Source organism: Streptosporangium canum (assembly GCF_900113865.1).
GTDB classification, from domain to species: Bacteria; Actinomycetota; Actinomycetes; order Streptosporangiales; family Streptosporangiaceae; genus Streptosporangium; species Streptosporangium canum.
In genome coordinates this window covers 272,289-289,756 of record NZ_FOQY01000006.1, presented here as the reverse complement: position 1 = coordinate 289,756, position 17,468 = coordinate 272,289, and the positions used below count along the sequence as shown (strand labels likewise).

Here is a 17,468-nt window from a genome sequence, read left to right as displayed (position 1 = left end):
TGTAGAGAGATGAGTGTCGCGGTACGAGTGATCCCCTGCCTGGACGTGGACGCCGGGCGGGTGGTCAAGGGTGTCAACTTCGAGAACCTCCGTGACGCCGGGGACCCGGTCGAGCTGGCCCGCCGCTACGACGCGGAGGGGGCCGACGAGCTGACGTTCCTCGACATCACGGCCTCCAGCTCCGACCGGTCGACGATGTACGACGTGGTCAGGCGGACGGCCGAGCAGGTGTTCATCCCGCTGACCGTCGGCGGGGGAGTGCGCTCGGTCGAGGACGTCAACACGCTGCTGCGCGCGGGCGCGGACAAGGTGGGCCTGAACACCGCGGCGATCGCCCGGCCGGAGCTGCTGACCGAGGCGTCGCAGCGCTACGGCGCGCAGTGCATCGTGCTGTCGGTGGACGCCCGCCGGGTGGTCGACGGGCCGCCGACGCCGTCCGGTTTCGAGGTGACCACGCATGGTGGCCGCCGGGGGACCGGGATCGACGCGGTCGAGTGGGCCCGCCGGGGCGAGGAGCTGGGGGTGGGGGAGATCCTGCTCAACTCCATGGACGGCGACGGCACCCGGGACGGCTACGACCTGGAGATGATCCGGGCGGTGCGGGCCGCGGTGTCGGTTCCGGTGATCGCCAGTGGCGGTGCCGGTTCGCTGAAGGACTTCGCCCCGGCTGTGGAGGCGGGGGCGGACGCCGTGCTGGCGGCGTCGGTGTTCCACTTCGGGCAGCTCAAGATCTCCGAGGTGAAGGACGCGCTGCGGGGGGCGGGGCACCCGGTGCGCTGACGGGCCGAGGCTGGATGGGGAAGCTCGGGCACGTTGTTTTCGGTGGCCGGTAGTCGGGGGGCCGCTGATGGGCGGCGCTGAGGGCCGTTCGCGCTGCGGTGGGCCGGTGTTCCGGCCGGCCGTCGCAGTTGCGGTCCGGTTCCTTCAGGCCTCCGGCCTGGCGGGCGCGGTGGTCGCGGTCCTTTTACACGCCGGCCGGAACACCGGCCCACCTCCGCGCCACTCCGTCTCGCCGTACGGCATGCGGACCGTAGCCGCTCCGTCTCCGGCCGCCCGGGGTGCGTCCTGACGCTGAAGCGTCCGTGCGGGCGGGTTCAGGGGTGATCGCCGTCGCTGAAGCGCCTCTGCGGAAAGGAGCGCAGGGCCGGGCGCCGCAGGTGCGAGGAAAATTGTGATTATGCGACGGGTTCAGGGGCAATCGTCAGGCCAGGCGGACGGGACCGGCTCCGGCTTCCGTCGCTAGAAGAACGTGGTGGGATGTCCGGATCGTCGGAGCCATCCCCTGCGCGGTTCACGGGGCATCAGGTGGGCTTCCCTGACCACCGGCCGTTCGGCAGGACTTTCGTGAGCCGTCCGGAGGAAATCTGGGCGTGTGGCCGGATCCGGCCAGCGACTAATAATATATTTTGTCCCTTTATGTAGCTTTTATATATCTATGGGGCTTAAGTTTTACTTGTTTCATAAGTGGCTTTCAGGCTAAATACCTGACGTTTGCCGGCGACTTCGCTGCCCGCTTCACCACCGCCTACCGCTACGACGCGGCGGATCAGCTGGTCGAGGTCAAGGCCCCCGAGGTCAAGGTCGAAAAGGCGGGCTCAGCCTCCGACCTCCGCCCGACCGTCAAGTACGGCTACGACAGCGCGGGCCGCCGGACCCACTCGGTGGACCCCGAAGGCCGCACCACCACGGCCGCCTTCGACCGGCTGGGCCGCACCACCTCGGTGACGGCCGCGCCGTACACACCGCCGGGCGGTAGCACCCTCACGCCGAAAGCCGGATACACATACGACGCCGCCGGCCGGGTCACCAAGTTCACCGACCCGCGCGGATCGGTGTGGACCACCGACTACGACGCCCTGGGCAACCAGGTCAGAGCCGTCGAACCCGGCCCGGACGGCCAGCCCGGCGGGCAGTGGACCTACGAGTACGACACCGTGGGAGAACTGCTCAAAAGCGTGGACCCCAACGGGGCGCAGAGCCAGGCGACCTACGACGACCTGGGACGTCCGATCACGGCCACCATCGTCGAACGCAAGCCGACGCTGAAATCCCTGATCACCAAGATGGAGTACGACGACGCCGGCAACAAGGTCAAGGAGATCTCGCCGGGCAACCGCACGGTCGACTACGCGCTCAACCCGGCGGGTGAGATCACCTCGATCACCGACCCGCTGCAAGACGTCACCCGCTACGAGTACGACCTCGCGGGCCGCCTCACCAAGTCCATCGACCCGCTGGACAATGCCACGGTCACCGAGTACGACCTCGCCGGACGGCAGACCGCGACCAAGGATCTGAACGCCTCAGGTGTGCTGCAGCGCACCTTCGGCACCGCCTACGACGTGGCCGGCAACCCCGTCACCGACACCTCCGGCGAGGGCCGGGTCGTACGGCGCGTCTACGACGCGACGGACGCGATGGTCGAACTGGTGGAACCGGTCGCGACGGGCAAGACCATCACCACCACCTTCGGCTACGACGCCACCGGCGAGATGACCCGATCCACCGACGGGCGGGGCAACACCGTCTGGACCACCTACAACAGCCTCGGTCTGCCCGAGTCGACGGTCGAACCCGCGACCCAGGCCCACCCGCAGCCCGCCGACCGGACCTGGACCACCGCTTACGACGCGGGAGGCAACGTCACCTCCGTCGCCGCACCCGGTGGTGTGCGCGTCGACCGGAAGTACGACCACCTGGGGCGGCTGACCAAGGAGACCGGTGCCGGCGCGCAGGTCGCGACCCCGGAGCGGACCTACGGCTATGACCTGACCGGCCGTGAGACGGCGATCGGCGACTACGCCCTGGAGTACAACGACCGGGGCCTGCTGACGAAGGTGTCGAGGAACGCCGTCCAGACCGCCGCGTTCGCCTACGACGACATGGGCAACGTGACCCAGCGGGTGGACGCGAGCGGGACCGCGACCTTCGGCTGGGACAACGACGACCGCCTCAGGACCGCCGCGGAGCCGGTGACGGCGGCGTCACCCGGAACCTGACGATCGACGCCTTCGACCGCCTGACCTCCGACGGAGACGCCACCTACACCTACGACGGGCTCGGCCGCCTGGCCTCCCGCACGCAGGGCGGTTCGGCCGAGAACTTCGCCTACGCCGGGGTGGAGAACGACATCGTCGCCGTCACCGACGGAGCCGGCGCGACCCAGGGCAAGTATGGCCGCGACCCGTTCGGGGGGCTGCTCGGGCTCAAGGAGGGAAGCGGTCCCGCACTGGGTGTGATGTCCGACCAGCACGGCGATGTGGTGGGCACCTTCTCGGGCAGCGCGCTGGTGGACTCCACCTCCTACGACCCGTTCGGCGAGGTACTGGCCCGGACCGGGAGCCAGCGCCGGCTGGGCTTCCAGGGCGGATACACCGACCCCGCCACCGGCAAGGTCAACATGCTCGCCCGGTGGTACATGCCCGGCACCGGCGGCTTCGCCTCGCGCGACGACGTGACGCTGAGCCCGTACCCGTCGATCAACCTCAACCGCTACACCTACGTGGGCGGCGACCCGATGTCGCTCACCGACCCGTCGGGTAACTGCCCGTTCTGCATCCCGCTGCTGTTCATCGCCGCGCGGGTCGCGGTGCAGATCATCGCCAAGCAGGTGGTGAAGCAGGCCGTCAAGCAGACCGTGAAGCAGGGGGCGAAGCAAGGCGCCAAGCAGGGAGCCAAGCAGGGCGGGAAGCAGGGCGGGAAGCAGACTGCCAAACAAGGCGGGAAGCAAGGGGCCAGGCAGGGCGGGAAGCAGGCTGCCAAGCAGGGCGGCAAGCAAGGGGCCAGGCAAGGAGCCAAGCAGGCCGCGAAGAAGGCCGCGAAGCAGGCCGGTAAGAAGGTCACCAAGCAGGCGGTGAAGAAGGCCGCGAAGCAGACCGCCAAAGCTGCCAAGAAGGGCGCCAAGAACGCCAAGAAGGCGGCGAAGAAGGCCGCCAAGCAGACGACCAAGGCCGCGAAGAAGGCGGCGAGCAAGGCGAAGTCCAAGGCCAAGGCGAAGTCGACCAAGGCGACCACGAAGAACGAGGTCGCCACCGAAATGGTCGACACCGCCGTGAGCGACGCCATGGACACCCTCGGTGAGGCCACCGGCACCGAGCCGGCCGACCTCGGCGACTGGGGCATGGCCTGCTTCACCGTCACCAAATGCGGCCGGGACCTGGTCGAGAACCTCGTCGACAACACCACCGACAAGCTCGTCGACGACCTCATCGACGAGGTGACCCCCGACCTGCCGATGATGGACCCGCCGGGCACCGGCGACAACTGCGACATCAGTAAGCGCAGGCCCAACAGCTTCGTTCCGGGTACGCGAGTGCTGATGGCCGATGGCTCGACGAAGGCGATTGAAGATGTCGAGGCCGGCGACTATGTCATGGCCACCGACCCCAAGGCCGGTGTTACCGCGGCCAAGCCGGTCATCACCCTGATCACCGGTGACGGGGTCAAGAACCTCGCCAAGGTCACGATCGACATCGACGGTGCCCATGGCGATGCCACTGATGTCATCACCGCGACCGACGAGCACCCATTCTGGATCCCGTCTCTGCGCAAGTGGTTGAACGCCGGCGAACTTCAGCCTGGCATGTGGCTGCAGACCTCAGCAGGCACCCATGTCCAGATCACCGCCATCAAGAAGTGGACCGCCACCCACCGCGTCCACAACCTGACAGTCGACGACCTCCACACCTACCATGTGGTAGCAGGCGACCAAGCTGTTCTCGTCCACAACGACAATCCACTCACTGATGAAGAGTGCTTTACGCTTGCGGATCGGGCAAGGGACAAAGAGCGTGAAAGGATGTCCAACACCCAACGTCGCAAGCATGTGATGATGGTTGGTGCGGTTGATTGCACAAACGGGCTAGTTGTAGTCGGGAAGAAGCGATCGGGCGCCGGTGAGTTCTGTGCGGAGGATGTCGCCCGAGAAGAAGCAGTATCGCGAGGTTCTGATCCATCGAATCTTCGGTATGGTCACTCTATGCACCCAGACTCTGCAAAAGAGGCGGACTTCTGTGACAGATGCAGAAGCCGAATAGACCCAAGTCAGGTGCCATCCGATCGAAGGTGGTAAAAATACCAGTGAGCCAAGGGGGCCAAAATGGTGGATTGGGCATGGAAAGATCTCAACGTTCTCAATGGCAACGCCTCTTCGGTGCCCCCTCTTCTCTCTGCTCTGCTTCACGGAGCGTTTGAGGAAAGGGAGCATGCTTTCCGTGCTCTCTGTACACGTGTGGTGAATCAGGGTGATCTTTATTCTTCGGCCGCCGCCGTGACGGATGTTATACTGAAAGAGTTGAACGCCGGGTTGAAGATTTCAGAGAATGCCTGGCTTCTCCTGCATGAGATATTTCGTGGCTCATCTTACGGTCGCACCGTAATGATTGGAAGCTGCGAGTGGAGTATCGACGAATATTGCCGATCTCGAATCTTGGATAGTATTGAACTGATCGATGGATTGATCGAAGATCTGTCTGACGAAGAGTTTTCCTATGCGATGCTCCTTCTAGGAAGCATGGGAGAGTTTACTAATTCGGTTATGCCCATAATGGAACGGGAATCATGTACGCCTAAGGAAGGTCGGCGGGTTGCTGCTTGCAATGCTCTTGAAGTGGCTCGAGAGCTTTGGTGCGAGAGCCATGAAGGCTCGGATGGTAATTTAGTCGATCAATAGATGGGTCTCCGTCAATTATCTTGACGATGCCGTCGATGGCCGAAAGCCTCCTGTAGGCCCTGAAAGTGGTTTGACAGCCAAGTTGACGGCTATAGCAACCGTGATGGCGCGCTCAAAGGATCAATGCATCACCGCTGTTCAGGATCTCAGCGTAGATCTCTGCCGGAGTGCGATAGCCGTGGATCTTGCGGGGGCGGTTGTTGAGCTCGTCGGCGATGGCGTCCAGGTCGTCTTGACTGAAAGCGCGCAGATCTGCCCCTTTGGGCAGGTATTGACGCAGGAGTCGATTGGTGTTCTCGTTGCTGCCCCGCTGCCAGGGGCTGCGCGGTTTGCAGAAGTAGACCGGCATTCCGGTCGCGCTGGTGAAGGCGCGATGCCCGGCCATCTCCCGGCCGCGATCGGAGGCCAACGAGCGCCGCAGCCGGACCGGGATGGCCAAGACACTGCGCGTGAGATGGGGCCTGACCTGCTCGGCCTTGATGCCGTCCGGTAACGCGACCAAGGTCGTGTAGCGGCTGGTGCGCTCGACCAGTGTGCCGATGGCAGACGGGCGCGTGCCCATGATGAGATCACCTTCCCAGTGCCCGGCAACCGCCCGATCCTCGGCCTCGGCGGGACGGGCGGTGATCGGGGCCATGTCCCGCAGGACCCCGCGGCCCGTGGCCCGGCGGGCGCCTCGAGGGCGGCGCATCGGACGCGCGGTGCGCAGACGCTGAGTGAGCGCCCGGTCGATGGCCTGCCGGCGGCGCGGATCATAAAGCGACAGGTAGATCGCCTCGTGGGAGAGCTGCATGTCGGTCTCCTGCGGGTAATGTCGCCGCAGCCGGCCGGAGATCTGCTCCGGCGACCAGCACAGCGCGAGCTTGGCCTCGACCATCACCCGAAGCGCAGGTTGCCGGGCCAGCTTGGCCGGTTTCGGCCGACGCGCCCGCCGGTAGGCCTCAACCTCGGCCAAGGCGGCCCGGTAGCGCTCACGGCCGCCGTTGCGGGCGATCTCCCGCGAGACCGTCGAAGATGCCCTTCCCAGCCGCTGGGCCAGCAGCCGGGCGGACTGTCCAGCGGCGATGCCCCGGGATATCTCTTCACGATCAGCAGCCGTCAGATGGCGCGCGGACCGTCGCTGCGGGGCCTGGTGTACGCCGCCGCTCTGGTAGAGAAAGCGCCGGACGTGATGCATCGGGGCGCCCAGTGCCCGGCCCATCAAGCTGAAGGATTCCCCGTCGCGCCAGCGCCGCCAGATCTCGTCTTGCTGAGCGGGTGAAAACCCGTAGTCACGCACACACACCTCCACGGCTACATGATCATCCATGGGTGGTGCGTTGACCCATTGAGGGTGCCACCGATTAGCCGACCTTACGTTTTTGATGCCGCCCAACGCTTGCTATGCGGCGTGGGTGTCGGTGCCGCGCAGGATGTAGAGGTCATCACCGAACACCGCCGAGATCTGGAGTTGGCCGCCGAGCGCCTGCACATAGCGGGCAATGGCCTCGACGGTGGACACCTCGCCCCGCTCGATCTGGGAGATCCGGCTCTTCGTTACGCCCATGCGGTCGGCCACCTCGGTCTGCGACAAGCCCAGGATCTTGCGGCGCTCAGCCAGCCGGTGGCCGTCGATGTAGGCCTGATTGCGTCGCCGCGCTTCAACCACGGCCTCTTCGCCGCCGGAGCCGGCCACGATGCCGGCGCGGACATCGCTCCATTTGGGAAAGTTCGTCATCGGTCCTTCTCCTCCGCCTCGCGTTCCTTCAGGTATTCCGCGTACAGCTCTTCGGCGCGGGGGATGGCCCGGCGATACCAGCCCGACCAGTCGCCGGACTTGTCCCCACCTACCAGCAGGATGGCCGAACGCCACGGATCGAACACGAACAAGATCCGAATCTCGGAGCGGCCGGCGGAGCCGGGGCGCAATTCCTTCAGGTTGTGGACCCGGGAGCCTTCCAGCTTGTCGACCAGTGGGCGCCCCAAGCCAGGGCCGGCCTCGGCCAGCCGGTCAACGGCGTCGACGACCTGAACCCGAGACCGCTCGTCCAGGGCGTTGATCCAGGTGAGGATCTCGTTGGTGACACGGATTTCCCACTCCTCCACATCCTGGAGTGTAGCAAATCCTTTACTTCAGAACCGGCGTGGAGAGACCGGCTTGCCGATGACCCATGCGCCTTGACGGCAACGGCTGTGGACGACCTCGGGCTCCGAGCGCGGCCGGGGGCTGTCCGTGGTCGCGACCCTGGCCTCGAAGGTCGGCTGTCGCGGCACGCGGGCCGTGGGCCACGCGGTATGGGCCGAGCTGTCTCCGATCTGATAACCGTATTGCCCTGGCGGATTCGGGACGCGAACGAGGATCGGCCACCGCGAGAATTGGGCAGGTCCCTACCCTGCGAGGGCTCTGTCTCCGTTCTGAAACGCTCTCGGCTATCGCACCACGACCTTGTGGACTCCCGGGACGTTTCGGAGCACCGTCTTGATCGCGTCTACCGCCCGCCTGTCGGCAACCTTGATCTCATAGGTATCGGCCATCTGATGGAGGGGGGGCGACTCGCCCAGCATGTACTCGGCGACCTTGCGCGTGTGCTCGGCGTCTTGGAAATAGACCTTGTCGATTCCGTCGACCGTCGCGAGTATCGCCTCGATCGCCCTTCGCTCCTGCTCCAGGTTCTTCCCGCTGAGAAAAATTGACAGGTCCGATTTTCCGGTCCAGAAGAGATGGTCGGTGGAGAAGTTCACGGACACCACGCCAGGTAGGTCCTCTACAGCAGATCGCAGACCGTCCATCAAGGGACGCGTCGCGTCCGCATCCCCGACGCTCCGAAAGTGGCCATCGAATGACGGTGGAGCCTCCTCCTCGGTGAGGAGGCCCTCCTCACCGAACTGCTCGGCCGTCTCCTTGACCGCATCTTCGGCACTCGCGAACGTGAACTTCTCGATACCGGGCACTCCGCGGATCGCCGTCTCGACCGCCCGCCGCTGCCGATCTGTGACCCCGCTTCGACACTTCTGGACCTCCTCGGCCTCTCCTTTTTTGTCCGGACAGAGCCAGACGGAGAACAACATCGTCGGCCAGGGCCCGTCGGGCGGGGGCAGGACGGTGAGGGACGGCCGTTCTCGAAGCAAGAAGCCTGCCGCCACCACAGATAGGACGACGGTAACCATCGCCGCCATCAAAAGCCGTCGCCGAGGAATAGTCGGCACGACCTTGTCGGAGCCAGAGCTACCTTCTGGCGAACCGTTTTCATCACCAAGGCCGAAAGTCACACGGGCCAAGATCCCGGAAGGCCGGCGAGCCGGTCAAGTCTCCGATATCACGCCACGTCTCAGAGCCCTGGCAAAGACTCTGTTGGTTAACTTGCTGTGCGGGTCTTGCAGAGGGTTTTGAAGCTGCTGGGTGGGCGTTCGCGGGCGGGATGGTTGTCACGTTCGGTCCAGTCGGCAATCCGGGCGGCGTTCATGGCACAGGCGATCAAGACATGCTGCAGACGGGTCTCGGCCAGGCGCCTTCTGGGTCGGTGTCGATCGCCTCTGGTAACAGCGCGCTGTCGGCGGCGCTCTCCTGGCCCCAGCGCAGGCGGACGATCTGCCCGGCGGTTGCGCGGTCGCCCCGGCGTCCACGGCGATGGACGCGCGGGTGATGTTGCAGCCACCCTCTCCGGCCAGGTGCACCACGGTGGCGGCGATGTCGTCGGGGTCGCAGTAGCGGTTCAGCGCGGTGTACCGGCGCTCCTCGTCGGCTTCGGGGCCGACGGCGGGGTTCATCTCGGTGTTGGTCGAGCCCGGGTGGACGAGGTTGGCCGTGATGCCGCGAGGGCCGAGATCGCGTGCCAGTCCCTTGGTCAGCCCGATCAGCGCCGACTTGCTCGTCGAGTAGAGGGTCCAGCCGGGGTACGGCACGCGCTGGGTCAGGCTGCTGCCGATGTTGATGATCCGGCCTCCCTTTTTGGGCTGCGGGATGCCTTGAGCCTTCCAGCCGCGCCTACCGAGTCACCGTGGTCCCGCCAGGCGCTAGAAGACCCGGAAGTGGTGGAACAGCTCGTAGGAGAGGTCCTCGGCGGCGAAGGCGCGGGACTCGGAGTGTTTGACGGCCAGGTAGGCGGAGCCGCGCAGGGGGCCGAGGGCGTCCATGAGGACGTCGTCGGCCTCCAGGGCGTCCAGGGCCTCGTCGAGAGTGGAGGGCAGGCGGCGCACGCCCAGGGCGGAGAGCCGGCTCTCGCCGAGGGTGGCGGGGTCGACGTCGAGGGCCTGGCCGGGGTCGAGGTCGCGGCGGATGCCGTCCAGGCCGGCGTGGATGACGGCGCCGAGCGACAGGTAGGGGTTGGCCGAGGAGTCGGAGGGCTTGATCTCCAGGTTGGCCGACGCCGCGGCGTCCGCCCCGACCGGGGAGCAGATCCGCACCGCGGCCTCCCGGTTGTCCATGCCGTAGCAGGCGTAGGCGCTCGACCACATCCTCGGCGCCAGCCGCCGGAAGCTGTTCACCGAGCCGCAGGTCAGGGCGGTGAGCGCCGGGAGGTGGGCGAGCAGGCCGCCGATGAAGCGGTAGGCGGTGGCCGACAGGCCGTAGCGGTCCGCGGGGTCGCTGAAGAGGTTGGTCCGCAGGTCGGGATCCCACAGGGACAGGTGCAGGTGGGCGCCGTTGCCGGCCTGGTCGGCGAGCGGCTTGGGGGCGAGGGAGGCCCACAGCCCCGTGCGGAGGGCGACGCCGCGGACGGTCTCGCGGTAGAGCACCTGGTTGTCGGCGGCGCGCATGGCGGAGGCGTGGCGGATGGACAGCTCCTGCTGGCCGTGGCCGAGCTCGGGGTGGTAGTGCTCCACCCGCAGGCCCTGGGTCTCCATGGCGTGGATCAGGCTCATCGTGTAGTCGTGGGCCTGGTCGAAGCCGGTGGTGGCGTAGCAGAGGCTGTCGTCGACGGGGACCAGCCGGTCCAGGCCTCCGCCGGGGTCGGGCTCGCGGCGGCCGAGGGTGAACTCGGGTTCGTAGGCGGCGACGGCGACCATGCCCTCGCCGGCCAGGGTGGCGATCGCCTCGCGCAGGAAGGTGCGTGGGCAGGCGGGCCAGGGGGAGCCGTCGACCTGGCGCAGGTCCGACAGCATGGCCGCCGCGCCGGGGGCGTAGGGGAGGGCGACGAACGTGGCCGGGTCGGGCACGAGGCGGACCTCGCCGACGGGGCCGAGCCGCTCGACCTCCTGGAGCTGGTCGAGCATGTTCATCGCCATCATCGCCACGGTGTGCCCGATGCCGGAGACGAGCCGTTCGGCCAGCCGGGAGCGCGAGGTCGCCTTGCCCCGGATCACTCCGCCGTGGTCGGCGTAGAGAAAACGGATCAGCTCGACGCGCTCCGTCTCGGCGTGTTCGACGACGCGAAGACCCGCCGGGCCGAGCCGATCAACTCCGGTGACGCTGTGACGATCTCCCATGCTCCCTGCGTAACATGTCCTGGCGGACAGGGGAAGCACATCGCATGGTGCCCGGCACTGCGAGAGGTCCGCGCTCCCGCGCGGTCAGGCGGGAGCGCCGAGGAGAAGGCCGGCAAAAAGGTCATGGGCGGGGTGGCCCCCGCCGGGTGGTCAGCTCAGCACTCGTGTGAAGAACAGGGCCAGTTGGTCCGCTCCCCTCACAATCCCGTCGAAGACTCCGGTCACCGCGTCCGCCGCCTGAGCGGGTTTGGTGAACAGATAAAAGGCCACGAACGCCACCGCTACGTAGGTAGCGACCTTCTTGACCTGCATGGGGGCCTCCTGCAGTTCCAGTCCCAGCCTTATATACCCGGATTTTAAGGATCTTTGGCATCTTCGGCCCGGGTGGCTCCCGGATTTTGATGATCATACCTGTCCGGCCGGGGCGATCCACGGCCAGACCGCTGGATTGGCATGAGTCCCCCCACGCCATCGTGCGGGGGCGAGGCGCTTCTGTCCAACCCTTACTGCCAGTTGTACCGGTAGGGGTAGGGAAAGGGCAGGTCAAGCGCCCTGACGGGTTTCTCCCCATCTGGCGGCAGAGGGGTGCGGGGCCGCGCTCCGGCCCCGCCCGCCCGGCGGTGACCTGGGAAAAGGCCGATGAAAGGCCGCGGAGGGCTCCGGGAGGGCGGGGATGATCTTTTCTCCCAGAAAACTAAGGGTTCTTAGCAAAGGGGGCATCCGGATCACCGACGGCTCCGAATAAGAGGTCAAACCGACCCGAGGGGCCTCCCACATGACCCGAACCGCCTCCGCTGTCCCGTTCCTGTACGGCGGGCGCGCCGCCGGCCGTACGTCCACGGTCCCGGCCCGGCCCGCCGTGCTCAGGATGACCCCCTGCACCCTTCCGCCGCCTGATCGACCGGTCGCGGACGTCTTCCGGACAGTGGCCGCCGGACCGCCCAAGCCCGTGGTCTGAGAGGACGTCCCAACGATGGCAAGGCGCAAGATCGCCGTGGTCGGCAGCGGGGTGGCCGGTCTCACCGCGGCGTACGTGCTGCGGCGGGCCGACGACGTCACCGTCTTCGAGGCCGACGACCGGATCGGCGGGCACGCCCACACCCATGACGTGGCCGGTGACGACGGCCGGACGCTGGCGGTGGACAGCGGGTTCATCGTGCACAACGAGCGGACCTATCCGACGCTGATCCGCCTGTTCGACGAGCTGGGCGTGCGGACCCAGCCCTCCGACATGAGCATGTCGGTCTCCTGCGGGGGCTGCGGCCTGGAGTACGCGGGGGGCAAGAAGGCGCCGGGCCTGTTCGCCCGGCCCTCCAGCGCGCTCCGCGTGCCGTACCTGAGGATGCTCACCGAGGTGCCGCGCTTCCACCGGATGGCCCGCGAGATGCTGGAGCGCGGCGACGACCGCACGCTGGGGGAGTCCCTCACCGGCTTCTCGCCCTACTTCGTCTCCCACTTCATGACCCCGCTGGTGTCGGCGGTCTGGTCGTGTCCCCCCTCCGCCGCCGGGCTCTACCCGGCCCGCTACCTGTTCGCGTTCCTGGCCAACCACGGGATGCTCGCCGTCTCCGGATCCCCGCGCTGGCGGACCGTCACCGGGGGATCGCGCGACTACGTCGAGAAGATCGCCAAGACGCTCACCGCCGTGCACACCTCGACCCCGGTGCGGATGCTGCGCCGTACCGGGGAGGGGGTGGAGCTCGTCGCCGACGACGTCCCGCACCGGTTCGACGCGGTGGTCGTCGCCACCCATCCCGACCAGGCGCTGCGCCTGCTGTCCGACCCCACTCCGGACGAGCGGCGGGTGCTCGGCGCCTTCCGCTACTCCCGCAACCCCGCGACCCTGCACACCGACCCGTCGGTGCTGCCCCGGGCGCGGCGGGCGCGGGCCTCGTGGAACTACCGGACGGAGTCCTGCGCGGCCGCCGGCGGCGTCCAGGTCACCTACGACATGAACCGGCTCCAGCGGCTGGACGCGGCCGGCAGCCACCTCGTCACCCTGGGCACCGAGATCCCCGACGAGCACGTGATCGCCCGGATGGTCTACGAGCACCCGGTCTACACCCCCGAGTCGGTCGAGGCCCAGAAACGGCTGCCCCGGCTCAACAGCGGGGTGGTCGCCTACGCCGGGGCCTACCACGGGTGGGGGTTCCACGAGGACGGCTGCCGCTCCGGCGTCCGGGCGGCCGAGGCGCTCGGAGGGCGCTGGTGACCGGGCCGGCGCTGCCCGCGCTGTACGAGTGCGTGATCACCCATGTGCGGTCCGCGCCGATCCGCAACCGCTTCGGCTACGGGTCGTACCTGTGGCTGGTCGACCTCGACCGGCTGCCGGAGAACCGGTGGCTGGCCGCCTTCCACGCCCGGGACCACATGGGCGACCCCGGGCTGAGCATCCGGCGCAACGTCGACGCCTTCCTCGCCGCGCACGGCGTCACCGCCCACCGGATCACGATGCTGACCAACGCCCGGGTGCTCGGCCACGTGTTCAACCCGCTGACCGTCTACTGGTGCCACACCGGCGAGGGCGTGGCCGTGGTCGCCGAGGTGCACAACACCTACGGCGGACGCCACCGCTACCTGCTGCGCCCCGGCGAGCACGAGGTGGCCAAGGAGTTCCACGTCTCGCCGTTCCACCCGGTGGAGGGCCGCTACCGGCTCAGCCTTCCCGAGCCCGGCGAGCGGCTCGCGCTCACCGTGACCCTGCACCGCGAAGGTCATCCCCCCTTCGTGGCGAGCATCCGGGGCCGCCGCCGGCCGGCGACCGGGCCCTGGCTGTACCGCATGGCCGCCAAGCACCCCCTGGCCCCCCTCGTGGGCAGCGCCAGGATCCGCCGCCAGGGGATCGGCCTTTACCTGCGCGGCCTGAAGACAGTTCCCCCAGGAGGACCCAGATGACCCTCACGACCGACCGGCCCGCCGCGTTCTGGCCCGGCGTCGACACCGTTCCCCCCTCGCGGCTGCGCGGCGCGCTCGCGCGACGCCTGTTCCTGCACGCCGTACGGCGGCTGCCCCTGACCGTGGAACTGCCCGGAGGGCGGCGGCTGGGCGCGGGCGGCCCGGTGATGCGGCTGCGGCGCCCCGAGGCGTTCTACCGGCGGGTCGGGGCGGGCGGCCTCATCGGGTTCGGCGAGGCCTACATGGCGCGGGACTGGGAGGCGGACGACCTGCCCGCCGTGCTCACGGTGATGGCCGAGCGGCTGGCCACGCTCATCCCGCCCGGCCTGCAGCGGCTGCGGCGGCTGGCCGTACGGCGCGTGCCCCGTGACGAGCTGGGCGACCGGCAGGACGCCCGGCGCAACGTCCACCGCCACTACGACCTGTCCAACGACCTGTTCGCCGCGTTCCTGGACGAGACGCTGACCTACTCCGCCGCGCTGTTCGACGGCCCCGCGTCGTGGGAGACCCTCGCCGGCGCCCAGCGTTCCAAGATCGACCGGCTGCTGGACCAGGCGGGGGTGGGGCCGGGCACCCGGCTGCTGGAGATCGGCACCGGGTGGGGCGAGCTGGCGCTGCGGGCGGCCCGCCGGGGGGCCGCGGTGGTGTCGATCACCCTGTCGCGGGAGCAGCGGGAGCTGGCCCGCGCCAGGGTCGCCGACGCCGGGCTGTCGGACCGGGCAGAGATCCTGCTGGCCGACTACCGCGAGGTGAGCGGCCGTTACGACGCCATCGTCAGCGTCGAGATGGTCGAGGCGGTCGGCGCGCGCCACTGGCCGGTCTACTTCGCCGCGCTGGAGAGACTGCTCGCCCCCGGCGGCCGGATCGCGATCCAGGCGATCACGATGCCGCACGAGCGGATGCTGGCCACGCTGGACACCCACACGTGGGTGCGCAAGTACATCTTCCCCGGCGGCATGCTGCCCTCGGTCACCGCGATCGAGGACAACCTCGGCGGGCTGCGGATCACCGACCGGCTCTCGCTGCGCGCGGACTACGCCGAGACGCTCCGGCTGTGGCGCGAACGCTACCTGGAGCGGGTGGACGCCGTCGGCGCCCTCGGCTTCGACGAGACCTTCCACCGCATGTGGACCCTGTACCTCGCCTACTCGGAGGCGGGTTTCCGCTCGCGCTACCTGGACGTCTGGCAGTTCACCCTCGGGAGGCGATCATGACCGTCACCGCACCCCGCGCCCCCGGCCCCCAGGCGGGCGGGGACGCGATGTCCGACCTCCCGGGCAGGCCGCGGGCCGTCCGCTCCGAGCCTCCAGGGCGACCGGAGGCCGCGACGCCTGCTCTGCCCGGCCGGACGGAGGAGCGGGATGTTTGACCTCGCGGCCTTCGCCTGGTCCCTGCTGCTGTCGGCGGCGGCCCTCACGGCGCTGCTGGCTCTCACCCTGGCCGTCGCGCTCCGGGTGGGCCGCCACTCGGTGATCGACGTGGCCTGGGGCCTCGGCTTCACGGCCGTCGCCCTGGTGTCCTACGCCTCGTCCGGCGGCGATCCGGCCCGGCGGCTGCTGGTGCTCGTGCTCACCGCCGCGTGGGGGGTGCGGTTGGCCGCGCACATCGGGCGGCGCAACGTCGGGGAGAGCGAGGACCCGCGCTATGAGCGGATGCTCGCCCGCGCCCCGGGCAGCCGCACCCGGTACGCCCTGCGCGCCGTCTACCTGACCCAGGGCGCCGCCCTGCTGTTCGTCTCGCTGCCGGTCCAGGTCGCCATGTTCGAGACGGGCCCGCTCGGCTGGGTCGCCTGGGCGGGGGTGGCGCTCTGGCTGGTGGGAATGTTCTTCGAGGCGGTCGGTGACCGGCAGCTCGCCCGCTTCCGCGCCGATCCGGGCAGCGGGGGAAAGGTCCTGGACACCGGCCTGTGGCGCTACACCCGCCATCCCAACTACTTCGGCGACGCCTGCGTGTGGTGGGGCCTGTTCCTCGTCGCGGCCGACCGGTGGCCCGGCGTGCTGACCGTGCTCTCCCCGGTCCTCATGACCTACTTCCTGGCCGGTAAGACCGGCAAGCCGATGCTGGAGAGGCAGCTGTCCGGGTCGCGCCCCGGCTACGCCGACTACGTCCGTCGTACCAGCGGGTTCTTTCCACTGCCGCCCAGGAAAACGCGCTAATCAGAGTTCATGGATATCACCAATGTAAATGGAGGGGTATATCGGCCTGTGATACAAGCCTTGACTCCCGTATGCGCCCGGCTTAGTGTCTGACACTGGTCGCCGCATGTGCGTAAATCGACCAGTATGTGCGGCGGGACATCTTTCCCTGCGGTCGCAGAGAGACGAGGAGGTGTTCTATGCGGATCAAGCGTCGTGCCAAGGTGACCGCTCTTTCGGCTGTTCACCTGTGATGTGACGGACCGCCAGAAGACCGGCACCCTCGGTGCCGGTCTTCCTCCTGTATTTCACCTCCCGACGTCAGAAGGGGACCAGCCGTGCCGGTGAACTTCCTTCCAGTAAAGCCCTTTCTCCGGGCCACCGTACGGATCGGAGAAAAAGGCGAGGCCGAATTGCACACGCCCGGCGGCGTTCTGGAGGTCGAGGCCCCGGAGGGGATGGGGCAGCGGGATTTCCTCCGGCTGCTCCGGCTGCTCGACGGCAGCAGGACGATCGACGACCTGGAGCGTGAGACCGGTCTCGACGGCGAGGCGGTGCGCGAGGTCGTCGAGCCCGCCGTGGTGTGGGGTCTGGTCGACGACGGCGCCGTCCCGGCGGCGTCCTCGGGGCCGGCGGTCCTGTCCCGCCTGGAGGACGTCCTGAACCGGCTCCTGGAGGACCTGGTCTTCGCCGGCCCCTTCTGGCGCGAGGTCCTGGAGCGCCCGGAGGCCCTCCACCGCAACGTCTTCTTCGGCTTCGGCCTGGAGAACTGGTTCTTCCTCTTCCGGGAGAACGAGTTCGACTCCGCCGTGCTGGCCCTGGCCGAGAGCGCCGAGCTCAGAGCGATGCTCAACGACTTCTACCAGGAGGAGCACCGCCACGACGACATCGTGTTGCGTGCCTTCCAGCCCCTGGGCGTCACCCGTGACGACCTGCTGAGGGCGCGTCCCCTGCCGACCACGACCGCACTGATCAAGACGCTGTCCTGGTGGGCGCGGACCGATCCGCTCTTCTTCGTCGCCACGATCGGCGTGCTGGAGGGCCGCCTCGACTCCGACTCCGACGGCCCCGACGGGCGGATCGCCTACGACTCCTTCCTGGCCGCCTGCGACCGGATCGGCCTGGACCCGGCCTTCGTCGAGCCGATGCGCGCCCACGCCCGGGTCAACGCGGGGCACGACCACGGATCCGTCAGCCGGGAGCTGTTCGCGCGGGTCCCCGGCGTCGACGCGGAGACCGAGCGGCGCTGGCACGACAAGGCGCACCTGTTCGTGGAGGCGTACGCGGCCTTCTTCAACGGCATCCTGGAGCACTACTCCGACCCCCGGCGCCCGCTGCTGCGCACCGGCGACCTCTGAACAGGA

17 protein-coding genes are annotated in these 17,468 nt (G+C 68.2%); 10 read left to right on the top strand and 7 right to left on the bottom strand.

Features of this window, described 5'->3' with window-relative positions; genetic code table 11:
• The first annotated feature begins 9 nt into the window (after positions 1-9).
• The 4 genes from hisF (at position 10) to BM085_RS42920 (ending at position 5,671) form a co-directional block, all read left to right on the top strand.
• On the top strand, positions 10-780 hold the full coding sequence (gene hisF / locus BM085_RS12005) for an imidazole glycerol phosphate synthase subunit HisF (protein WP_093887069.1): 771 nt from the start codon (positions 10-12) through the stop codon (positions 778-780).
• 626 nt (positions 781-1,406) lie between these two features.
• Positions 1,407-2,999 carry an RHS repeat domain-containing protein gene (locus tag BM085_RS12000; RefSeq protein WP_093887068.1) on the top strand — a complete coding sequence of 531 codons (1,593 nt, stop codon included), beginning with the start codon at positions 1,407-1,409 and terminating at the stop codon, positions 2,997-2,999.
• Positions 2,933-5,071: a polymorphic toxin-type HINT domain-containing protein gene (locus BM085_RS44355; protein WP_483883302.1), complete on the top strand. Its 2,139-nt coding sequence runs from the start codon at positions 2,933-2,935 to the stop codon at positions 5,069-5,071. Before BM085_RS12000 ends, BM085_RS44355 begins: the two co-directional genes overlap by 67 nt.
• A gap of 27 nt (positions 5,072-5,098) precedes the next feature.
• Positions 5,099-5,671: a hypothetical protein gene (locus tag BM085_RS42920; RefSeq protein ID WP_143120892.1), complete on the top strand. Its 573-nt coding sequence runs from the start codon at positions 5,099-5,101 to the stop codon at positions 5,669-5,671.
• A 112-nt stretch (positions 5,672-5,783) separates the two neighbouring features.
• Here the strand turns inward: BM085_RS42920 and BM085_RS11990 are convergent, their stop codons facing one another.
• From BM085_RS11990 to BM085_RS44350, 7 genes are all read right to left on the bottom strand, one after another.
• Positions 5,784-6,962, bottom strand: coding sequence for an IS30 family transposase (locus tag BM085_RS11990; RefSeq protein WP_425443264.1), 1,179 nt, complete (start codon positions 6,960-6,962; stop codon positions 5,784-5,786).
• 90 nt (positions 6,963-7,052) lie between these two features.
• A complete protein-coding gene (locus BM085_RS11985) occupies positions 7,053-7,388 on the bottom strand; it encodes a helix-turn-helix domain-containing protein (RefSeq protein ID WP_093887065.1) in 336 nt (111 codons plus the stop codon).
• A complete protein-coding gene (locus BM085_RS11980; RefSeq protein WP_093887064.1) occupies positions 7,385-7,756 on the bottom strand; it encodes a type II toxin-antitoxin system RelE/ParE family toxin in 372 nt (123 codons plus the stop codon). The genes BM085_RS11985 and BM085_RS11980 overlap by 4 nt, the downstream gene beginning before the upstream one ends.
• Positions 7,757-8,080: 324 nt before the next feature.
• Positions 8,081-8,818 (bottom strand): permease-like cell division protein FtsX, encoded by a 738-nt coding sequence (locus tag BM085_RS11975; protein WP_093887063.1) that lies wholly within the window; start codon positions 8,816-8,818, stop codon positions 8,081-8,083.
• Between the two features lie 258 nt (positions 8,819-9,076).
• On the bottom strand, positions 9,077-9,613 hold the full coding sequence (locus tag BM085_RS11970; protein WP_281249839.1) for an SDR family NAD(P)-dependent oxidoreductase: 537 nt from the start codon (positions 9,611-9,613) through the stop codon (positions 9,077-9,079).
• Between the two features lie 51 nt (positions 9,614-9,664).
• Positions 9,665-11,074: a glutamine synthetase family protein gene (locus BM085_RS11965; protein WP_093887062.1), complete on the bottom strand. Its 1,410-nt coding sequence runs from the start codon at positions 11,072-11,074 to the stop codon at positions 9,665-9,667.
• Between the two features lie 150 nt (positions 11,075-11,224).
• Positions 11,225-11,386, bottom strand: a complete 162-nt coding sequence (locus tag BM085_RS44350; protein WP_012889618.1) for a hypothetical protein — start codon at positions 11,384-11,386, stop codon at positions 11,225-11,227.
• 463 nt (positions 11,387-11,849) lie between these two features.
• Here BM085_RS44350 and BM085_RS42915 point away from each other — a divergent pair, with 463 nt between their 5' ends.
• From BM085_RS42915 to BM085_RS11940, 6 genes are all read left to right on the top strand, one after another.
• Positions 11,850-12,032 (top strand): hypothetical protein, encoded by a 183-nt coding sequence (locus tag BM085_RS42915; RefSeq protein ID WP_143120891.1) that lies wholly within the window; start codon positions 11,850-11,852, stop codon positions 12,030-12,032.
• Between the two features lie 15 nt (positions 12,033-12,047).
• On the top strand, positions 12,048-13,286 hold the full coding sequence (locus BM085_RS11960) for an NAD(P)/FAD-dependent oxidoreductase (protein WP_093887061.1): 1,239 nt from the start codon (positions 12,048-12,050) through the stop codon (positions 13,284-13,286).
• On the top strand, positions 13,283-13,969 hold the full coding sequence (locus BM085_RS11955; protein WP_093887060.1) for a DUF1365 domain-containing protein: 687 nt from the start codon (positions 13,283-13,285) through the stop codon (positions 13,967-13,969). The genes BM085_RS11960 and BM085_RS11955 overlap by 4 nt, the downstream gene beginning before the upstream one ends.
• Positions 13,966-15,183, top strand: a complete 1,218-nt coding sequence (locus tag BM085_RS11950) for a class I SAM-dependent methyltransferase (RefSeq protein ID WP_093887059.1) — start codon at positions 13,966-13,968, stop codon at positions 15,181-15,183. The genes BM085_RS11955 and BM085_RS11950 overlap by 4 nt, the downstream gene beginning before the upstream one ends.
• Before the next feature lie 147 nt (positions 15,184-15,330).
• Positions 15,331-16,125, top strand: a complete 795-nt coding sequence (locus tag BM085_RS11945; protein WP_093887058.1) for a DUF1295 domain-containing protein — start codon at positions 15,331-15,333, stop codon at positions 16,123-16,125.
• 392 nt (positions 16,126-16,517) lie between these two features.
• Positions 16,518-17,462, top strand: a complete 945-nt coding sequence (locus tag BM085_RS11940; protein ID WP_093887057.1) for a thiaminase II/PqqC family protein — start codon at positions 16,518-16,520, stop codon at positions 17,460-17,462.
• Positions 17,463-17,468: the final 6 nt, after the last annotated feature.